Origin of the sequence: Stappia sp. TSB10P1A, assembly GCF_900185725.1 — a bacterium.
GTDB lineage: Bacteria > Pseudomonadota > Alphaproteobacteria > Rhizobiales > Stappiaceae > Stappia.
Window position 1 is genome coordinate 1 of record NZ_FYAU01000018.1, and the last position, 14,473, is coordinate 14,473.

A 14,473-nucleotide genomic window follows, 5' to 3' on the forward strand; every position below is an offset into this window, starting at 1 on the left:
AAGGCCAGGTGCATGGCGGATTGACGCAGGGCATCGGCCAGGCGCTGCTGGAGAACGCGTCCTATGACGCGGACGGCCAGCTCCTGTCGGCGTCCTACATGGACTACACGATGCCGCGGGCGGACGACGTGCCGTCCTACCGGCTGATGACGACGGTGACGGCGTGCCCGGGCAACCCGCTGGGGATGAAGGGCTGCGGCGAGGCCGGGGCGATCGGCTCGCCGCCGGCGGTGATCAACGCGATCACCGACGCGATCGGAACCAACGCGCTGGAGATGCCGGCGACGCCGCAGGCGGTGTGGGCGGCACTGAAGGCGGCCCGGCCGGCAGAAGCAGCGGAGTGATCTGCGCTGCGCAGGCAAGACGCAGCGGAGTGATCTGCGCTGCGCAGGGAAGAAGCAGCGGAGTGATCTGCGCTGCACCGGCACAGGCTGCCGAAGAGGGCAGCCGAAGAGGGCAGCGGAGCGATCCGCGCAGGATCTTGATTGAGGATGGCGCTCCCGCACGGCTTGGCCGCGGGGGCGCCTGACCAGACGAGCAAGAGGCCCGGTCGGACTGCCGGGCGAGGGAGGAGCGGGATGTACGAGACGACCTATCACCGGGCGACGAGCGTCGCCGATGCGGCGGCGAAGATCGCCGCTTGCGAGGACGGCAAGATCCTGTCGGGCGGCATGACCCTGCTGCCGACGATGAAGCAGCGGCTGGCGGCGCCGTCCGACCTTGTCGACGTGACCCATGTCGCCGACCTGAAGGGGATCACTGAAACGGGTGAGGGCCTGCGGATCGGGGCGGCGACGACCCATGCGGAGGTTGCCGGCTCACTGAGCGTGCGGCGCCTGGTGCCGGGTCTTGCGGAGCTTGCCGGCCATATCGGCGATCCGCATGTGCGCCATCGCGGCACGATCGGCGGGTCGATCGCCAACAACGACCCGGCGGCGGACTATCCGGCGGCGATGCTGGCCTTGGGGGCGACGATCGTCACCGACCGGCGGCGGATCGAGGCGGAAGAGTTCTTCACCGGCCTGTTCGAGACGGCGCTGGAGGAGGGGGAGATCGTGACGGGCGTCGAGATCCCCGCCTGCGCGGCCTGCGCCTATGCCAAATATCCGAACCCGGCCTCGCGCTATGCGATGGCCGGCGTCTTCGTGGCGCGCAGCGATGGCGGCGTGCGGGTGGCGGTGACGGGTGCCGGGTCGAACGGCGTCTTCCGCCACGCGGGGCTGGAACAGGCGCTGTCGCAGAGCTTCACGCCCGACGCCGCAGCCTCCGTCGCGACCGATGCCGACGATCTCATCTCCGACATCCACGGCTCCGCCGACTACCGCGCAAACCTCATCACCGTCATGGCCAAGCGCGCCGTCGCAAAACTCAAAACCTGAAACCCCGAAACCCTCAAACAGACCCACATCCCAAACAAAACACCCCGCCGGAAAAAAAACGGCGGGGTGCTCGTGCTTGCGGGAGGCGCGCTCTTCCGCAGAAGCCTCCTGAAGCGGGTGCCTTCATGGTGAAATTTCTGCCGCTTCGACGTGTAATGGTTAATGAATGGTTAATATGCAGTGTTTCTTGTAAAGTAATTAATCCAAATTTTGCCTCTATCCCGTAATATATGATCCGATGAACCGTAGCCTGAATTCGTGTAAACGCGCATTCTAGCGGCCATGGATCGAAGAACAGGCAAGATGCGGAGAGAGTCATGTCATTTTTGCGGTTGTTATTGTCAATTGCTGCAGGCGTCTGGCTGCTTGCAGCGGCCCATGCCGCCAGTCCTGTCGTGTTGACGGTGGAAGGCAGCATCGAGGGGAATGGTCCGCGTGACTTCACGATTGCCGAGTTGGAGGCCATTGGCGTAACGGCTGTAACCACATCGACCCCCTGGCATGACAAGGTCGTTACATTCGAGGGCGTCCTGCTGTCCGACCTGCTGCAGCGAGTCGGATCCAAGGGGACGATGATCGAAGGGGTTGCCCTCAACAATTTCTACGCCGAGATTCCGGTCTCCGATCTTGCCGCCTATGGGGTGCTTCTCGCTTTCAAGGCCGATGGAGCGTATCTCGGCGTTCGCGACAAGGGGCCGCTTTTCGTCATCTACCCCTTCGACCGCTTTCCGGAGTTGCGCAACGAACTCTTCTACTCCCGATCGATCTGGCAGTTGCGTCGCATCAAGCTGAAGTGAGCCGATGAGCCCGTCGCAACTCCTCAAGCGTGCGACTGCCATTGGCGAGCGGTTTCGCCATCTGGCGATAACGGTTCTGGTGGTGCTGGTCGTCGCGGTGCTGCTGCACGCCGAAGCGGTGCTGACGACCGGAGGGGCGGTGGACAGGTCGATGCGCTACGACATCGCCATGTCGGGCATGAACGGGCGCGTCGATGCGATCACCGCCCGGCAACGGCTCTCCCGCTATGCGGCGACCGGGGATCTGGCGGACGCCGAGGAAGCGTGGCTGTTCTACAATATTCTGGCCAGCCGTATCGAGACATGGTCGTCGGGGTCCTTTGGCGCATTCGTCTCCCGTTCGCCGCAGCGCAGGGAGATGATGGAAGACCTGAGGCGTGATGTCGCCGCGATCGAAAGCGATTATCTCGCTCTGCCAGATCAAGCCGCCCTGCGGCGCATCGACCAGGTGCTGGAGAAAGTCGTTGGCATCGTTGACCGGATCGGCGGTGAGGCCCTGACGGAAAATCTGGTCGAGGCCGCCGAGATCCGGGGCACCCTGGTGGAGCGGCAGCGGCTCCAGAATATCCTGGTGGAAGTGCTGGTGGGCATCGGCGCCTTGCTGCTGCTGTTCATGTCCCTTCAGGCCCGCTCCCTGCGTCGGGCCCGGGCGGTGGCCGAAGAAGCGGCGCGGGAATTCGAATTCGCCGCCCGGCACGACCCGCTCACGGGCCTGCCCAACCGCATTGCCTTTCACGATGCGCTGGAACAGGCGCTCTCCTCCGCCGAGGGTCGGGGAGAGGGGCGCCTTGCCGTGCTCGCTCTCGATCTCGACGGGTTCAAGGCGGTCAATGACATTCTCGGCCATGCTTCGGGCGACGACCTGCTTCGTTCGGTGGCGGACAGACTGCGCCGCATCGTTGCCGACTGGCATCCGCGCGATGTGGTTTCGCGTCTCGGCGGAGACGAGTTCACGGTGCTCACGCGTGTTTCGGGCGGTGAGCAGGAGGCGGCGATCCGAGCCAAGCAACTCATCGACGGGTTGCATGAAGCCCACGCGCTCGGGGGCGGCAATGTCGTCGTCAACGCCACCATCGGCGTTGCCCTGTCGCAGGACGGCGAAGGTGGTGCTGCCATGCTGCAGAACGCAGATCTCGCGCTGAGCCACGCCAAGGCGACCGGCAAAGGCCGTGTGCAACTCTATGACGTGTCGATGCGTGCCGACGCGACGCGCCATCGCCAGATCGAGGAGGGCATCACCCAGGCGCTGGAAGATGGCGATATCGCGACCCACTACCAGCCCCAGGTCGACATGCTGACGGGGCGCATCGTCGGGTTGGAGGCGCTGGCCCGCTGGCGGCATCCGGTTCTTGGATGGATACCGCCGAGCGAGTTCATTCCTATTGCGGAGGCTTCCGGTCGGATCGTCGAGATCGGCGAGCGGATCCTTGAGCAGGCCTGTCGCGACACGCTCTCCCTGTCTGACGATCTGCCGGTAGCGGTGAACCTGTCGGTCGCCCAACTCGCGCGTGAGGACCTGGCCGAAACCGTCGCCGACGTGCTGCTGCGTTTCGGCATGCCGGCATCGCGGCTCAAGCTGGAAGTGACCGAAAGCGTCGTGATGAAGGACACGCGCCGGGCGATTTCGACGCTGAAGAAGCTGAAGGCACTCGGGGTCTCGATCTCGCTCGACGATTTCGGCACCGGCTATTCGGCCCTGTCCTATCTGCGCAGCTTCCAGTGGGACGAACTGAAGATCGATCGGAGCTTCGTCCGCTCGCTGGAAAGCGACCGGCACAGCCTGTCGATCGTGACCTCTATTCTCGAACTGGCCGCGCGGCTCGAAATCGGGGTGACCGTCGAGGGCGTCGAGACCCAGCAACAGGTGGCCCTGCTGACCGGTGCGGGCTGCCGTGTTGCGCAGGGCTTCCTGTTCGGCGCTCCGGTTCCGGTCTCCGACCTGCCGGCCCTGCTCGCTCGAAGCGCAGTGAGGTCGGGAGCCGCCGATCCGACCGTTTCGAGCGACGCGCTTGCGGCCGCTCGGGGGTTGGTCTGACTTTGCCGTTTGCCGTTTTTCGGGGAAGCTGCTAGCCAGATTTCCGGCCTTCGTGAAACGTCGGCCCGGGAGGGTGTGTCAGGCTGCGGCTTGCCGCGGGCCGATCATGTTCCACAGGAGGTCTGTGCTCCCATGTCCGACCCTTGCATCATCTGTGTGGCAATCACCGGTTCCGTGCCGCAGAAATCCGACAACCCGGCGGTGCCGATCAGCATCGCCGAGCAGGTCGAAAGCACGCAGGAGGCGTTTGAGGCGGGAGCCACGATCGCTCACTGTCACGTGCGCGAGGAGGACGGTACCCCGACCTCCGATCCGGAGCGTTTCGCCCGGCTGGTCGAGGGGCTGAAAAAGCACTGCCCCGGCATGATCATCCAGTTGTCGACCGGCGGCCGTTCGGGGGCTGGCAAGGCGCGCGGCGGAATGCTGCCGCTTTCCCCCGACATGGCGTCGCTGTCGGTCGGTTCCAACAATTTCCCGACGCGCGTCTACGAGAACCCACCGGACCTCGTGGATTGGCTGGCGGCCGAAATGCTCGCCTGCAACGTCAAGCCGGAGATCGAGGCCTTCGATCTGTCGCATGTCTTCCAGGCGGCTGCGATGGTCAAGGACGGCCGCCTGAAGGCGCCGCTGCACGTCCAGTTCGTGATGGGTGTGAAGAATGCCATGCCGGCCGACCGCAGGGTCTTCGAGTTCTATGTCGAGACCTTGAGGCGGTTGATGCCGGACGCGACATGGACGGGAGCGGGCATCGGCCGCAACCAGATCGAACTCAACCGCTGGAGCCTTGAACTTGGCGGCCACTGCCGCACCGGCCTTGAGGACAATGTACGCCTCGACAAGGAGCGGCTGGCGCCGTCCAACGCCGCCCTGGTGCAGCGCGTCGTCGACTTGTGCCCGGACTATGGCCGCTACCCGGCGAGCGTTGCCGAAGCGCGGGCGATCCTCGGGCTTGCTGCCTGAAACAGGGTCGGAGCGATAAACGGCATGGGGCCCGCACCGGCATGGCGCGGGCCCTTCGACGTCTTGAGGTGCGACCGGACGGGCCTACTTGCCGACCAGCTCGTCCTTGAGGGCCATCACGTCTTCGGCCGACATCTGGCCGACGGTCGTGACCTCGCCGGACGAGATCCGCCAAAGGCGGAAGGGGCCCGTGATGTCGCCGTATTCGTCGAAGCCGACCGGTCCGATGACGCCTTCATACTTGATCGGCTTGCCGGCCTTGATCAGTTCGAGCGCCTTGGCGAACTCGTCCTTGCCCGCGAAGATCGGCTCGCCATCGGCGGCGACCACCTGCGGGATCGCGGCCTTGATCGCGGCGGCTTCGGCGGTGCCTGCCTTGGCGATCGCGAGGCCGACGATGGCGCCGGCATCGTAGGAGCGGTCGGCGGCGGGAGCGCTCGGTTCGATGCCGCCGGAGACGTCCTTGTAGGCGCTGTAGAAATACTCCGTCGACTTGGTCGGCGTGGTGCCCGAGGAGGTGCCGAAGGCGTTTTCCAGGAACTTCGCACCGACACTTTCGATGAAGTCGGTGGAGTTCATGCCGTCGTTCAGCAGGAAGGTCTGCGGTCCGCCCTGCGAGATCCAGGCACGGGCGATGGTGGCCCCGTCGACCGGGTAGCTGACGAGATAGAGCGCGTCCGGCTCGCTCGCCATGGCGGCCGACGCTTCCGCCGAGTAGCTCGCCTGTTTCTCGTTATAGGGCGTGACGGAGGTGATGGTGCCGCCGAGCTTTTCGAAGGCGGAGGAGAACTCCCGCACCATGTTGACGCCGAAGTCGTTGTTCACATGAATGATCGCGAGCTTCTTCAGCCCCTGGTCGATGGCGTATTTCGCCGCCGCGGTGCCCTGGAGAGCATCGGAGGTGATCGTGCGGAAGAAGTAGCCGCCGCTCTTGCCGTCGCGGGCGAGCTGGGTCAGCGTCGGCGAGGAGGAGGCGGGCGAGACCTGGACGACGCCGGCGGGTGCGGTGACCGAGGTCAGGATCGGGATCGACACCGAGGAGATGATGCCGCCGATGATGACCGGCACCTTCTTGATGTTGACGAGTTGCGTCGCCTGATCCACGGCGACATTGCCCTGGCTCTGGCTGTCGCGGGTGTCGGTGACCAGCTTGCAGCCGTCGAGAACGCCGCCGGCCTCGTTGAGGTCGCGGAAGGCCATCTCGACCGACTTGGCGCCGGCCTGGCCGTACTGGCCGGCGGGGCCGGTGAGTTCGAGGACGAGGCCGATGGTGACCTCGCAGGCCTGTGCCGCCGGACCTGCCGCCAGCGCGGCGAGGACGCCGCCGGCAAGCGCGGAAGTCCATTTCAACTTGCTCATTGCTGTTCCCCTTCTCGTTGTTCTGCCGCCGGTTGTCCGTCCGTGCGGTCCTTGATCCAGGTTTCCTGGACGAAGCGCCACGCCACCCCCAGGGGAGCGCCGGCATTCCTGGAGAACAGCGCGCCGGCCCGGCGGAAGGTGGTCCTTCCGCCGAGCTCCTGCCGTTCCACATAGATCACGAGGGCGTCGTCGCCGGTCTCGCGCAGCACCGCGATATCCTCGATGGCGATTGCGAAACCCTCAGCAAACCGCCCCCTTGCCGCGGACAGCATCGATGCCAGGCCTTCGCGGTCCTGCAGGGCGCCGTCCGGGCCGATGCGATGAAAGTCCGGTTCGAAGGCAGCAAGCGCGGCGGCAAAGGCGCTGTCTTCGAGCCGGCCGGCGAACCAGTCGACGAAGAACGCGTGCCGGGCGATGATCTCGCGCGCGGCGGCAGCGCCGATGTTGCCCGCTCCCATCATGCGGCCTTCTCGTCGTTGAGGTTGTATTTCATGATGCGGCCGTGGCGGCCGTGGCGGTCGCGCTCCAGCGTGTAGACATCGCCGTCCAGCTCGCGGGCGGAGGCGAGCACCGCGGCGATCCTTGTTCGGTCGTCGGCATCCAGGGCGATCTCGCAAAGGCCGAGATTCGAGGGAAGGTGTGCCCGGTTGCGCGCACCGACGATGACCGCACCGACCTGATCGCGGTCGAGCACGCAGCGGCTGGCAACGCTGGCGATGTCGGTGCCGTGCTTGTCGGCGACCTGCTTGAGGGCGGCAAGCAGCGCCTGGAACAGATCCCAGCCGCCGAAGTCCTCGATGATCAGCTTGTATTTGACCAGCGAGCGGTTCTCGAGCTCCGCCGCCGGCTCCGCCCGGCCAAGCCAGTTCTCGCTCAGGAAGCCGCCGGCGACGGTGCCGTAGCACAGAAAGGACATGCTGTTGTCGCGGGCGATGCCGGCAAGCCGCTTGGCAGGGCGCGTGTCGAGCAGGGAATACTGCACCTGCGCCGAGACCAGAGGTACGCCCGCGGCCAGCATGGCGGCGACATGGTCGCTGTCGAAATTGGTGACGCCGATATTGCGGATCTTGCCGGTCTGGCGAAGCTCCTTGAGCCACAGGGCGACGTCCAGCCAGCCGGGGGCGTTGTAGTCCCACCAGTGGAACTGGACGAGGTCCAGCCGCTCGCAGCGCAGCCGCGTCAGCGAACGATCGATCAGTTCCTCGACATGCGCGCGGTCGATGCCGATCAGTCGATCGAGGTCCGGCACCAGCTTGGTGTGAATGCAGATGCGGGATAGGGCTTCCTCTCCGCGCATATCGCGGTAGCGCGTGCGGAAGGCGCCGATCAGCTCTTCCACGCCGGTGTAGATGTCGGCGCAGTCGAAGGTGGTGATGCCGGCATCGGCGAAGGCGATCATGTCGTCGATCGCCGTGTTACGGTCGACGGTGCCGTGGCCGCCGGCGAGCTGCCAGCCGCCACGGATGACACGGGAGATGACGTGATCGTCCTTCAGGACATGGCGTTCCATCAAGGTCACGGGGTCACCCGCCGGTTGCGCTGCCGTCAGCGTCGTTTGGAAGGGGGACGGCGGTCGTCGCCGCGTGGGAGAAACGGCGCCGGCCGAGCCGAGTGATGCGCAGCCGGCTGGCGCAGTTGGGGTCGGGGCAGGCGACATCCGCGTCGCTGGTCATCCAGTCGTTGGGATGGCTCGGGCGCTGCTTGGCTGCCAGCAGCGGCAGCACGGCGGCGATGGAATAGATCGAGAAGCCCTGGCCCGGTGGCAGGTAGAGCATCTCGCCGCGCAGCTCGAAATGGTCGCCCGGCTTTGCGCCGCAATAGACCTTGCCGCCGCCCTCCGGCATCACTGCTTCGACCCGCAGATCGTAGAGCTCGAAGCTGTCGTCGCCTGCTTCGTTGCTCATTGGGCTTCCTCGCCGGTTTCGGTCAGGTGCTTGCGCAGGATGTCGAAGGCACGGCCGATATCGGCCCTGAGCGCGGCCTGCGCCGCCGGCGTATCGCGGCGCGTGACCGCCTCGATGATCTCGCGGTGGAAATGGGTGGCGGAGCGGTCGACGGCGGCATCGAACAGGCGGGCGGGGGCGCGCAGATACGGGCCCGACTGCAGCCACAGGCTTTCGATGATCGGGATCATCACCTGCGAACCGGCCGCCCGATACAGAGTGAAGTGGAAGGCGTGATTGAGGTCTGCCGCTTCGCCCGAGATCTCGCGTCCCCTGGTCGCCAGAACGGCGTCGCAGGCGTCGGTCAGGCGCGCGAGGTCCTCGACCAGGGCGTCGGTGACATTGGGCATGGCGAGGGCGATCACCTCGCTTTCAATGAGCGCCCGGGCGCGGGCCAGATCCTCCAGCCTGTCGCGGGAGATCAGGGGAACGCGAACGGAGCGGTTGGGCATCGCCTCCAGCGCCTGTTCCGAGATCAGTCGGGCCAGCGCCTCGCGCACGGGCATGGTGCTGGTGCCGAGGCGGTTGGAAACGTCGACGATCCGCAGGACCTCGCCGGGATCGAACAGGCCCTGGATCAGGGATCGGCGCAACTCGTCATAGACGCTGTCCTGCACCGTGCGGCGGCCGACCGGATTGAGCGGGGCGAGCGCGTCGTCGCTCTCGCCGGCATCGGTTCCCGGCATGGCGCCCGCCACGCGCAGCAGTCCGCTCGCCGTCCTTGCAGCCACGGCCTCCTCCCTGGTTTTCCGTCTTCGGGGCAGATCTTGCGCTGTGCGAGAGCCGCCATGCCGACGGAATCGCCCGGCAAGGCGGTCGTCGCGGCACCGTCGGCGCCTGCCAAAACCTGTCTGGACCATCTTTACAATCAAACGCGATCTGTGATCAAGATATGTTTGATCAAACATCACGGATCGCGAGGCGGTCCTTTGGCGACTGTCGGATGCTCACGGGGTGAACGACAGACAGAGGCGAAAAGACCCCGCCGCCGGGCGCCGGGATAAGGAGCGGATCCTTGCAGTCAGTCGGCAGCAACGGGGAGGGGACGGCGCGTGCGGCGAACAGTGGACCGTTCCCGGTCCTGTCGGCGACAGGCGTTTCCCGGCGCTTCGGCGGCAACCGAGCGGTGGACGGCATGTCTCTGGACCTGCATGCGGGCGAGATCGTCGGGCTGATCGGGCCGAACGGTGCCGGCAAGACCACGTTCTTCAGCCTGATCGCCGGAAGCCTCAAGCCGGATGCCGGCGAGATCCGTCTCAAGGGCGAGCGGATCGAGCGTCAGCCGGCGGCGCGACGCCTGTCGATGGGCCTGGGGCGCACCTTCCAGATCCCGCGCCCCTTCGCCGGCATGAGCATCCTCGACAATGTCATGGCGGCGGCGCAGAACCAGACCGGCGAGAGCATCTTGCGCAACTTCCTGCAGCCCGGCAGGGTGCGGGCTGAGGAGCGTGCGGCACGCGAGCGGGCGAAGGCGCTGATCGACTTCGTGACCCTCGGCCATCTCGTCGACCAGCCGGCGCGCGTCCTGTCCGGCGGCCAGCGCAAGCTGCTGGAGCTTGCCCGTGTGATGATGGCCGAACCGGCGGTGATCCTGCTCGACGAGCCGGCCGCCGGCGTCAATCCGGCGCTGCTCGATGTCATTATCGACCGGATTGTCGAGATCAACCGAATGGGTGTCAGCATCCTCCTGATCGAGCACAACATGGACATGATCGCCCGCCTGTGCGGGCGGATCGTCGTGATGGCCTCGGGGCGGGAACTGGCGGCCGGAACACCGGCGCAGATCATGGCCAATCGCGAGGTGACGGAAGCCTATCTCGGCGAGGTTCTGCCGGAGGGCTCGACATGACGGCCATGCCAGCCTCGCCCGCGTCTCCACTTGCGACCCGTGGCCTCGTTGCCGGCTACGAGCCGGATCTGCCCATCGTCAAGGGGGTCGACTTCACTCTGGCGCCCGGCGAGTTCGTCACGGTGCTTGGGCCGAACGGCGCGGGCAAGTCGACCTTCGTCAAGGCGATTGCCGGACTGGTGCCACTGCATGGCGGCACCTTGCATCTCTCCGGCGAGGAGATCACGGACGAGCCGCGCCATGCGCTGGTGCGCAAGGGATTGGCCTTCGTGCCGCAGACGGAGAACATCTTCGCCACGCTCACGATCCGCGAAAACCTGCAAGTCGCCGCCGCGGTCCTGCCCAAGGCGGAGCGCAAGCCGCGGATCGATGCCATGCTTGCGGCCTATCCGGATCTTGCAAGCCGGCCGGGCGCCATCGCCGGTGGTCTGTCGGGTGGTCAGCGCCAGATGCTGGCCACCGCCCGCGCGTTGCTGGTCGAGCCGAAGGTACTGATCCTCGATGAGCCCTCGGCGGGGCTCTCGCCGAAAGCGGTGTCGGAAATGTTCCAGCGGCTCATCGAGATCAATCGCAGCGGCGTGCCGATCCTCCTGGTGGAGCAGAATGTGCGGGCGGCCCTGGCGATTGCCTCGCGTGCCGTGATCCTGGTCGACGGCCTGCTGCGCCACGATGCTCCGGCGGCGGACCTTGCTGCCGATCCGGATATCGGCCGCCTGTTCCTTGGCGCCCATGCAGACGGCGCCGCCACCGCCGTGGAGGGTGCGCGATGAGCGGCCAGATCCTGCTTGAGGGCCTGCTTGCCGGAGCGATGATCGGCCTTGGAGCGGTTGGCCTGACGCTGACCTACTCGATCCTGCGCTTTGCCAATTTCGCCCATGGAGAGCTGGTCAGTTGGGGCGCCTATCTCTCGCTGAGCCTGTCGCTTGCCATCGGTGCGGTATCGGGCGCTAGCCTTGCCCCGCTCGATCCGTTCAGCGTGTCGGCGGCGCTGATTCTCGCCGTCCTGCTGGCGATGGCGTGCACCGCGCTGCTGGCGCTTCTCGTCGACCGCCTGCTGTTTGCGAGACTGCGCCGGCGCGGGGCGACGGCGATCATCGTGGTGATGGCCAGCTTCGGTGCGTCGATGGCGCTGCGCAGCCTGCTGGAATTCCTCTACACCTCGAAGCCTGCCTATTATTCCCGCGAGTTGCAGATCGCGATGCCGCTGCCCGGCGGCATCCGCGCCACGCCCGACCAGCTCTTGCTGATCGGCCTCGCCTTCGTGGCGGTGATCGCCGTTCACCTGCTGCTCACCCGCACGGATCTCGGCCGCGCCATGCGTGCGGTCAGCGAGAACCCGGCGCTGGCTGGCGTCGTCGGCATCGATACGGCGAAGATCGTGCGGGCGGTGTGGATCATCGGCGGTGCGCTCGCCTGCACCGCCGGCACAATGTCGGGTCTGCTGGTGCAGATCCGCCCCTATATGGGCTTCGACCTGCTGCTGCCGCTGTTCGCCGCCGTCATCCTCGGTGGCATCGGCTCGGTGCCGGGTGCCATGCTCGGCGGGCTGATCGTCGGTCTGTGCGAGGCGCTGGCCGTTCAGACAATAGGCGCCGAATGGCGGGCGGCGGTTGCCTTCGCCGTGATCACGGTCGTTCTGGTGCTGCGCCCCACCGGTTTGTTCGGGAGGGCGACATGAGCCTGGAACTCCTTGCCTATTGCGCCTTCTTCCTCACGGTTGCACTGACCTATGCGGTGATCGTGCTGGGTCTCAATGTGCAGTGGGGCCAGACGGGCCTGTTCAATGTCGGCGTCGCCGGCTTCGTCGCCGTCGGGGCCTATGCCTCGGCGCTGCTGACCTCGCCGCCGGTGGAGGGGCGGCTCGGCGGGTTCGAACTGCCGATCGTGATCGGCTGGCTCGGCGCCTTCGTCGCCTCCGGGGTGCTGTCGGCGCTGATCGGCTGGATGACCATCCGTCTGCGCGCCGACTACCTTGCCATCTCGACCTTCGGCATCGCCGTGACCATCCAGCTTGCCGTCCTCAATCTCGAAGGCGTCACGGGCGGACCGTTCGGCATCAGCCTGATCCCGCGCCCCTTTGGCGAGTTGGCCGGCCAGTCGCTCGCCTTTTCGCTTGCCAATCTGGCGCTGCTCGTCGCCGTAGTGTTCGGCCTCTACCTGATGCTCCAGCATCTGGCGAGAAGTCCGTGGGGGCGGGTGCTGAGGGCAATTCGAGAGGATGAGGTGGCGGCCGAGGCGCTCGGCAAGAGCCCGCGCCGCTTCCGGATCGAGGCGTTCGCACTCGGCGGGGCGATCATGGGTCTCGGCGGCGCCGCGCAGGCGCATTTCATCGGCTTCATCGCGCCGGAAAACTACCTGCCGATGCTGACCTTCCAGGTCTGGGCGATGCTGATCGTCGGGGGCTCCGGCAACAATCGCGGCGCCATCCTCGGGGCGCTGCTGGTCTGGGCGCTCTGGGCAGCTTCTTCGGCGGTGGTCGAAGCCTTGGCTCCCGCCGGCGAGCAGGCCCGTGCTGCCTCGCTGCAGACCGTCATCATCGGTGTCGCCTTGTGCGCCATCCTTCTGTTCCGCCCGCAAGGGCTGCTTCCCGAACCGGGCAGTGCGCGCCGCCGCCTGCCCTTCCTTCACAGATGGCGCGGCACACCCGCCGCCACGACAGGATCCGAGCGCACATGACCAGCCGCCCCGAAACCACCAAACTCGGCCCCGACCTGGAGATCAGCCGCATTCTGACCGGCCTCTGGCAGATCGCCGACATCGAGAAGGACGGCACGCCTGTCGATCTGGAAGCGGCAGCCGGTCATCTTGCCGAATACGCGGCCGCCGGCTTCACCACGTTCGACATGGCGGACCACTACGGCAATGCGGAACTCGTTGCCGGCCGGTTGCTGGCGCGCCATGGCGAAGGGGAGGGGCGTCCGCTCGCCTTCACCAAGTGGTGTCCCGAGCCGGGGCCGATGAGCGAGGACGCGGTGCGGGCTGGCGTTCAGGAGCGGCTCGACCGGCTTGGCGTAGCGTGTGTCGACCTGCTGCAGTTCCACTGGTGGACCTTCGAGCATCCCGGCTGGCTCGATGCCCTCAAGCATCTTGCGAGGTTGCGCGAGGAAGGGCTCATCCGCGAGATCGGAGTCACCAATTTCGACGCCGCGCACCTTCGCGTCGCGATCGCCGAGAACCTTCCAATCGTGTCCAACCAGGTGTCCTTTTCGGTGGTCGACCGGCGCGCCGCCGGAGCCCTGACCGCCCTGTGCCAGGAGCGGGGTGTACGGCTTCTCGCCTATGGCACGCTGTGCGGCGGGTTCCTCTCCGAGCGCTGGCTCGGCAAGCCGGAGCCGACCGAAATCGCCGACTGGAGCCGCATGAAGTACAAGCGCTTCATCGACACGGCCGGCGGCTGGCAGGCTTTCCAGGGACTGCTTTCGGCGCTTTACCGCATCGCCCGCAAGCACGGCGTTTCCCTCTCCAACGTCGCGACGCGCTGGGTGCTGGAAACGCCCTCCGTTGCCGGCGTGATCATCGGCGCGCGGGTGGGCGAGAGCGAACACCGGGTCGACAATCTCCGTCTCTTCGGCTTTGCGCTCGACGACGAGGATCGCGCCCTGCTGGAAGACGCCTTCGGCGCGATGAAGCCGATCCCCGGCGATTGCGGCGACGAGTATCGCCGCCCGCCGTTCCTCACCGCTTCGGGCGACCTCAGCCACCATCTTGACCAGATCCCCAGCGTCTATACGCCGGAACCAGTGCCGGGCCGTCCCAACCGCTGGCGGCTGTCGTCGGGCAGCATCTGGGAGCCGCTGGCCGGATTCAGCCGGGCGATGCGCATCGGCGACCGCGTTCTCGTCTCCGGCACGACCGCCACTCACGGCGCCGACCATTGTGTCGCGCCGGGCGATGCCGAGGCCCAGACCACCTATATCCTCGACAAGATCGCTGCCGCGCTCACCGCCTTCGGTGGTTCGATGGAGGATGTGGTGCGCACGCGGGTCTATCTGCAGGATGTCGGTGCCTGGGAAGGGCCCTCTAGGGCGCATGGCCGGGTCTTCGGAGAGATTCGCCCTGCCAATACCATGCTCGCCGTCGGCAGCCTGATCGGTGGCTACGAGGTGGAAATCGAGGTCGAGGCGGCGCTGGACCCGCAGTAAAGGCGCGGA

General features: G+C 66.4%; 15 protein-coding genes. 10 read left to right on the forward strand and 5 right to left on the reverse strand.

Translation table 11 applies throughout. The features are described from left to right. The 5 genes from TSB10P1A_RS06655 to TSB10P1A_RS06675 all read left to right on the forward strand — a co-directional run. A partial coding sequence (locus TSB10P1A_RS06655) for a molybdopterin cofactor-binding domain-containing protein (RefSeq protein WP_186387135.1) occupies positions 1-344 on the forward strand: 344 nt, incomplete at its 5' end. Between the two features lie 234 nt (positions 345-578). Further along, a complete protein-coding gene (locus TSB10P1A_RS06660; RefSeq protein WP_186387136.1) occupies positions 579-1,379 on the forward strand; it encodes a xanthine dehydrogenase family protein subunit M in 801 nt (266 codons plus the stop codon). 317 nt (positions 1,380-1,696) lie between these two features. After that, complete coding sequence (locus tag TSB10P1A_RS06665; RefSeq protein ID WP_186387137.1) at positions 1,697-2,176, forward strand: molybdopterin-dependent oxidoreductase; 480 nt, start codon at positions 1,697-1,699, stop codon at positions 2,174-2,176. 4 nt (positions 2,177-2,180) lie between these two features. After that, the gene (locus TSB10P1A_RS06670) at positions 2,181-4,211 is read left to right on the forward strand and encodes a bifunctional diguanylate cyclase/phosphodiesterase (RefSeq protein WP_186387138.1); all 2,031 of its coding nucleotides are present in this window, start codon (positions 2,181-2,183) and stop codon (positions 4,209-4,211) included. Positions 4,212-4,343: 132 nt separating this feature from the next. Further along, the gene (locus tag TSB10P1A_RS06675; RefSeq protein WP_186387139.1) at positions 4,344-5,171 is read left to right on the forward strand and encodes a 3-keto-5-aminohexanoate cleavage protein; all 828 of its coding nucleotides are present in this window, start codon (positions 4,344-4,346) and stop codon (positions 5,169-5,171) included. Positions 5,172-5,255: 84 nt separating this feature from the next. On the opposite strand, the gene TSB10P1A_RS06680 is transcribed toward TSB10P1A_RS06675, so the two are convergent. Genes TSB10P1A_RS06680 through TSB10P1A_RS06700 form a run of 5 tightly spaced genes read right to left on the reverse strand, consistent with a single transcriptional unit; the run spans position 5,256 to position 9,204 of the window. Beyond that, complete coding sequence (locus TSB10P1A_RS06680) at positions 5,256-6,530, reverse strand: ABC transporter substrate-binding protein (protein ID WP_186387140.1); 1,275 nt, start codon at positions 6,528-6,530, stop codon at positions 5,256-5,258. Next, on the reverse strand, positions 6,527-6,991 hold the full coding sequence (locus TSB10P1A_RS06685; RefSeq protein ID WP_186387141.1) for a DUF4440 domain-containing protein: 465 nt from the start codon (positions 6,989-6,991) through the stop codon (positions 6,527-6,529). The genes TSB10P1A_RS06680 and TSB10P1A_RS06685 overlap by 4 nt, the downstream gene beginning before the upstream one ends. Beyond that, a complete protein-coding gene (locus TSB10P1A_RS06690) occupies positions 6,988-8,040 on the reverse strand; it encodes an aldo/keto reductase (protein WP_186387348.1) in 1,053 nt (350 codons plus the stop codon). Before TSB10P1A_RS06690 ends, TSB10P1A_RS06685 begins: the two co-directional genes overlap by 4 nt. A 13-nt stretch (positions 8,041-8,053) precedes the next feature. Further along, positions 8,054-8,434: a TIGR04076 family protein gene (locus TSB10P1A_RS06695; protein WP_186387142.1), complete on the reverse strand. Its 381-nt coding sequence runs from the start codon at positions 8,432-8,434 to the stop codon at positions 8,054-8,056. After that, entirely contained in the window at positions 8,431-9,204 is a 774-nt protein-coding gene (locus tag TSB10P1A_RS06700; protein ID WP_244293012.1) for a GntR family transcriptional regulator, read from the reverse strand. The genes TSB10P1A_RS06695 and TSB10P1A_RS06700 overlap by 4 nt, the downstream gene beginning before the upstream one ends. A gap of 404 nt (positions 9,205-9,608) precedes the next feature. Here TSB10P1A_RS06700 and TSB10P1A_RS06705 point away from each other — a divergent pair, with 404 nt between their 5' ends. From TSB10P1A_RS06705 to TSB10P1A_RS06725, 5 genes are read left to right on the forward strand one after another with little or no spacing between them, the layout of a single operon-like run. Then, positions 9,609-10,322, forward strand: coding sequence for an ABC transporter ATP-binding protein (locus tag TSB10P1A_RS06705; protein ID WP_186387143.1), 714 nt, complete (start codon positions 9,609-9,611; stop codon positions 10,320-10,322). Next, positions 10,319-11,092, forward strand: coding sequence for an ABC transporter ATP-binding protein (locus TSB10P1A_RS06710; protein ID WP_186387144.1), 774 nt, complete (start codon positions 10,319-10,321; stop codon positions 11,090-11,092). The genes TSB10P1A_RS06705 and TSB10P1A_RS06710 overlap by 4 nt, the downstream gene beginning before the upstream one ends. Further along, positions 11,089-12,000: a branched-chain amino acid ABC transporter permease gene (locus TSB10P1A_RS06715; RefSeq protein ID WP_186387145.1), complete on the forward strand. Its 912-nt coding sequence runs from the start codon at positions 11,089-11,091 to the stop codon at positions 11,998-12,000. Before TSB10P1A_RS06710 ends, TSB10P1A_RS06715 begins: the two co-directional genes overlap by 4 nt. Continuing rightward, positions 11,997-12,998 (forward strand): branched-chain amino acid ABC transporter permease, encoded by a 1,002-nt coding sequence (locus TSB10P1A_RS06720; RefSeq protein WP_186387146.1) that lies wholly within the window; start codon positions 11,997-11,999, stop codon positions 12,996-12,998. The genes TSB10P1A_RS06715 and TSB10P1A_RS06720 overlap by 4 nt, the downstream gene beginning before the upstream one ends. Then, positions 12,995-14,464: an aldo/keto reductase gene (locus TSB10P1A_RS06725; RefSeq protein ID WP_186387147.1), complete on the forward strand. Its 1,470-nt coding sequence runs from the start codon at positions 12,995-12,997 to the stop codon at positions 14,462-14,464. The genes TSB10P1A_RS06720 and TSB10P1A_RS06725 overlap by 4 nt, the downstream gene beginning before the upstream one ends. Positions 14,465-14,473 lie beyond the last annotated feature (9 nt).

Coding starts and splice junctions, on each gene's coding strand:
- TSB10P1A_RS06665 (WP_186387137.1), top strand. CDS start 1,697: ATGTCATTTTTGCGGTTGTTATTGTCAATTGCTGCAGGCGTCTGGCTG.
- TSB10P1A_RS06695 (WP_186387142.1), bottom strand. CDS start 8,434: ATGAGCAACGAAGCAGGCGACGACAGCTTCGAGCTCTACGATCTGCGG.
- TSB10P1A_RS06725 (WP_186387147.1), top strand. CDS start 12,995: ATGACCAGCCGCCCCGAAACCACCAAACTCGGCCCCGACCTGGAGATC.
- TSB10P1A_RS06670 (WP_186387138.1), top strand. CDS start 2,181: ATGAGCCCGTCGCAACTCCTCAAGCGTGCGACTGCCATTGGCGAGCGG.
- TSB10P1A_RS06660 (WP_186387136.1), top strand. CDS start 579: ATGTACGAGACGACCTATCACCGGGCGACGAGCGTCGCCGATGCGGCG.
- TSB10P1A_RS06675 (WP_186387139.1), top strand. CDS start 4,344: ATGTCCGACCCTTGCATCATCTGTGTGGCAATCACCGGTTCCGTGCCG.
- TSB10P1A_RS06705 (WP_186387143.1), top strand. CDS start 9,609: ATGTCTCTGGACCTGCATGCGGGCGAGATCGTCGGGCTGATCGGGCCG.
- TSB10P1A_RS06685 (WP_186387141.1), bottom strand. CDS start 6,991: ATGATGGGAGCGGGCAACATCGGCGCTGCCGCCGCGCGCGAGATCATC.
- TSB10P1A_RS06710 (WP_186387144.1), top strand. CDS start 10,319: ATGACGGCCATGCCAGCCTCGCCCGCGTCTCCACTTGCGACCCGTGGC.
- TSB10P1A_RS06690 (WP_186387348.1), bottom strand. CDS start 8,040: ATGGAACGCCATGTCCTGAAGGACGATCACGTCATCTCCCGTGTCATC.
- TSB10P1A_RS06720 (WP_186387146.1), top strand. CDS start 11,997: ATGAGCCTGGAACTCCTTGCCTATTGCGCCTTCTTCCTCACGGTTGCA.
- TSB10P1A_RS06680 (WP_186387140.1), bottom strand. CDS start 6,530: ATGAGCAAGTTGAAATGGACTTCCGCGCTTGCCGGCGGCGTCCTCGCC.
- TSB10P1A_RS06715 (WP_186387145.1), top strand. CDS start 11,089: ATGAGCGGCCAGATCCTGCTTGAGGGCCTGCTTGCCGGAGCGATGATC.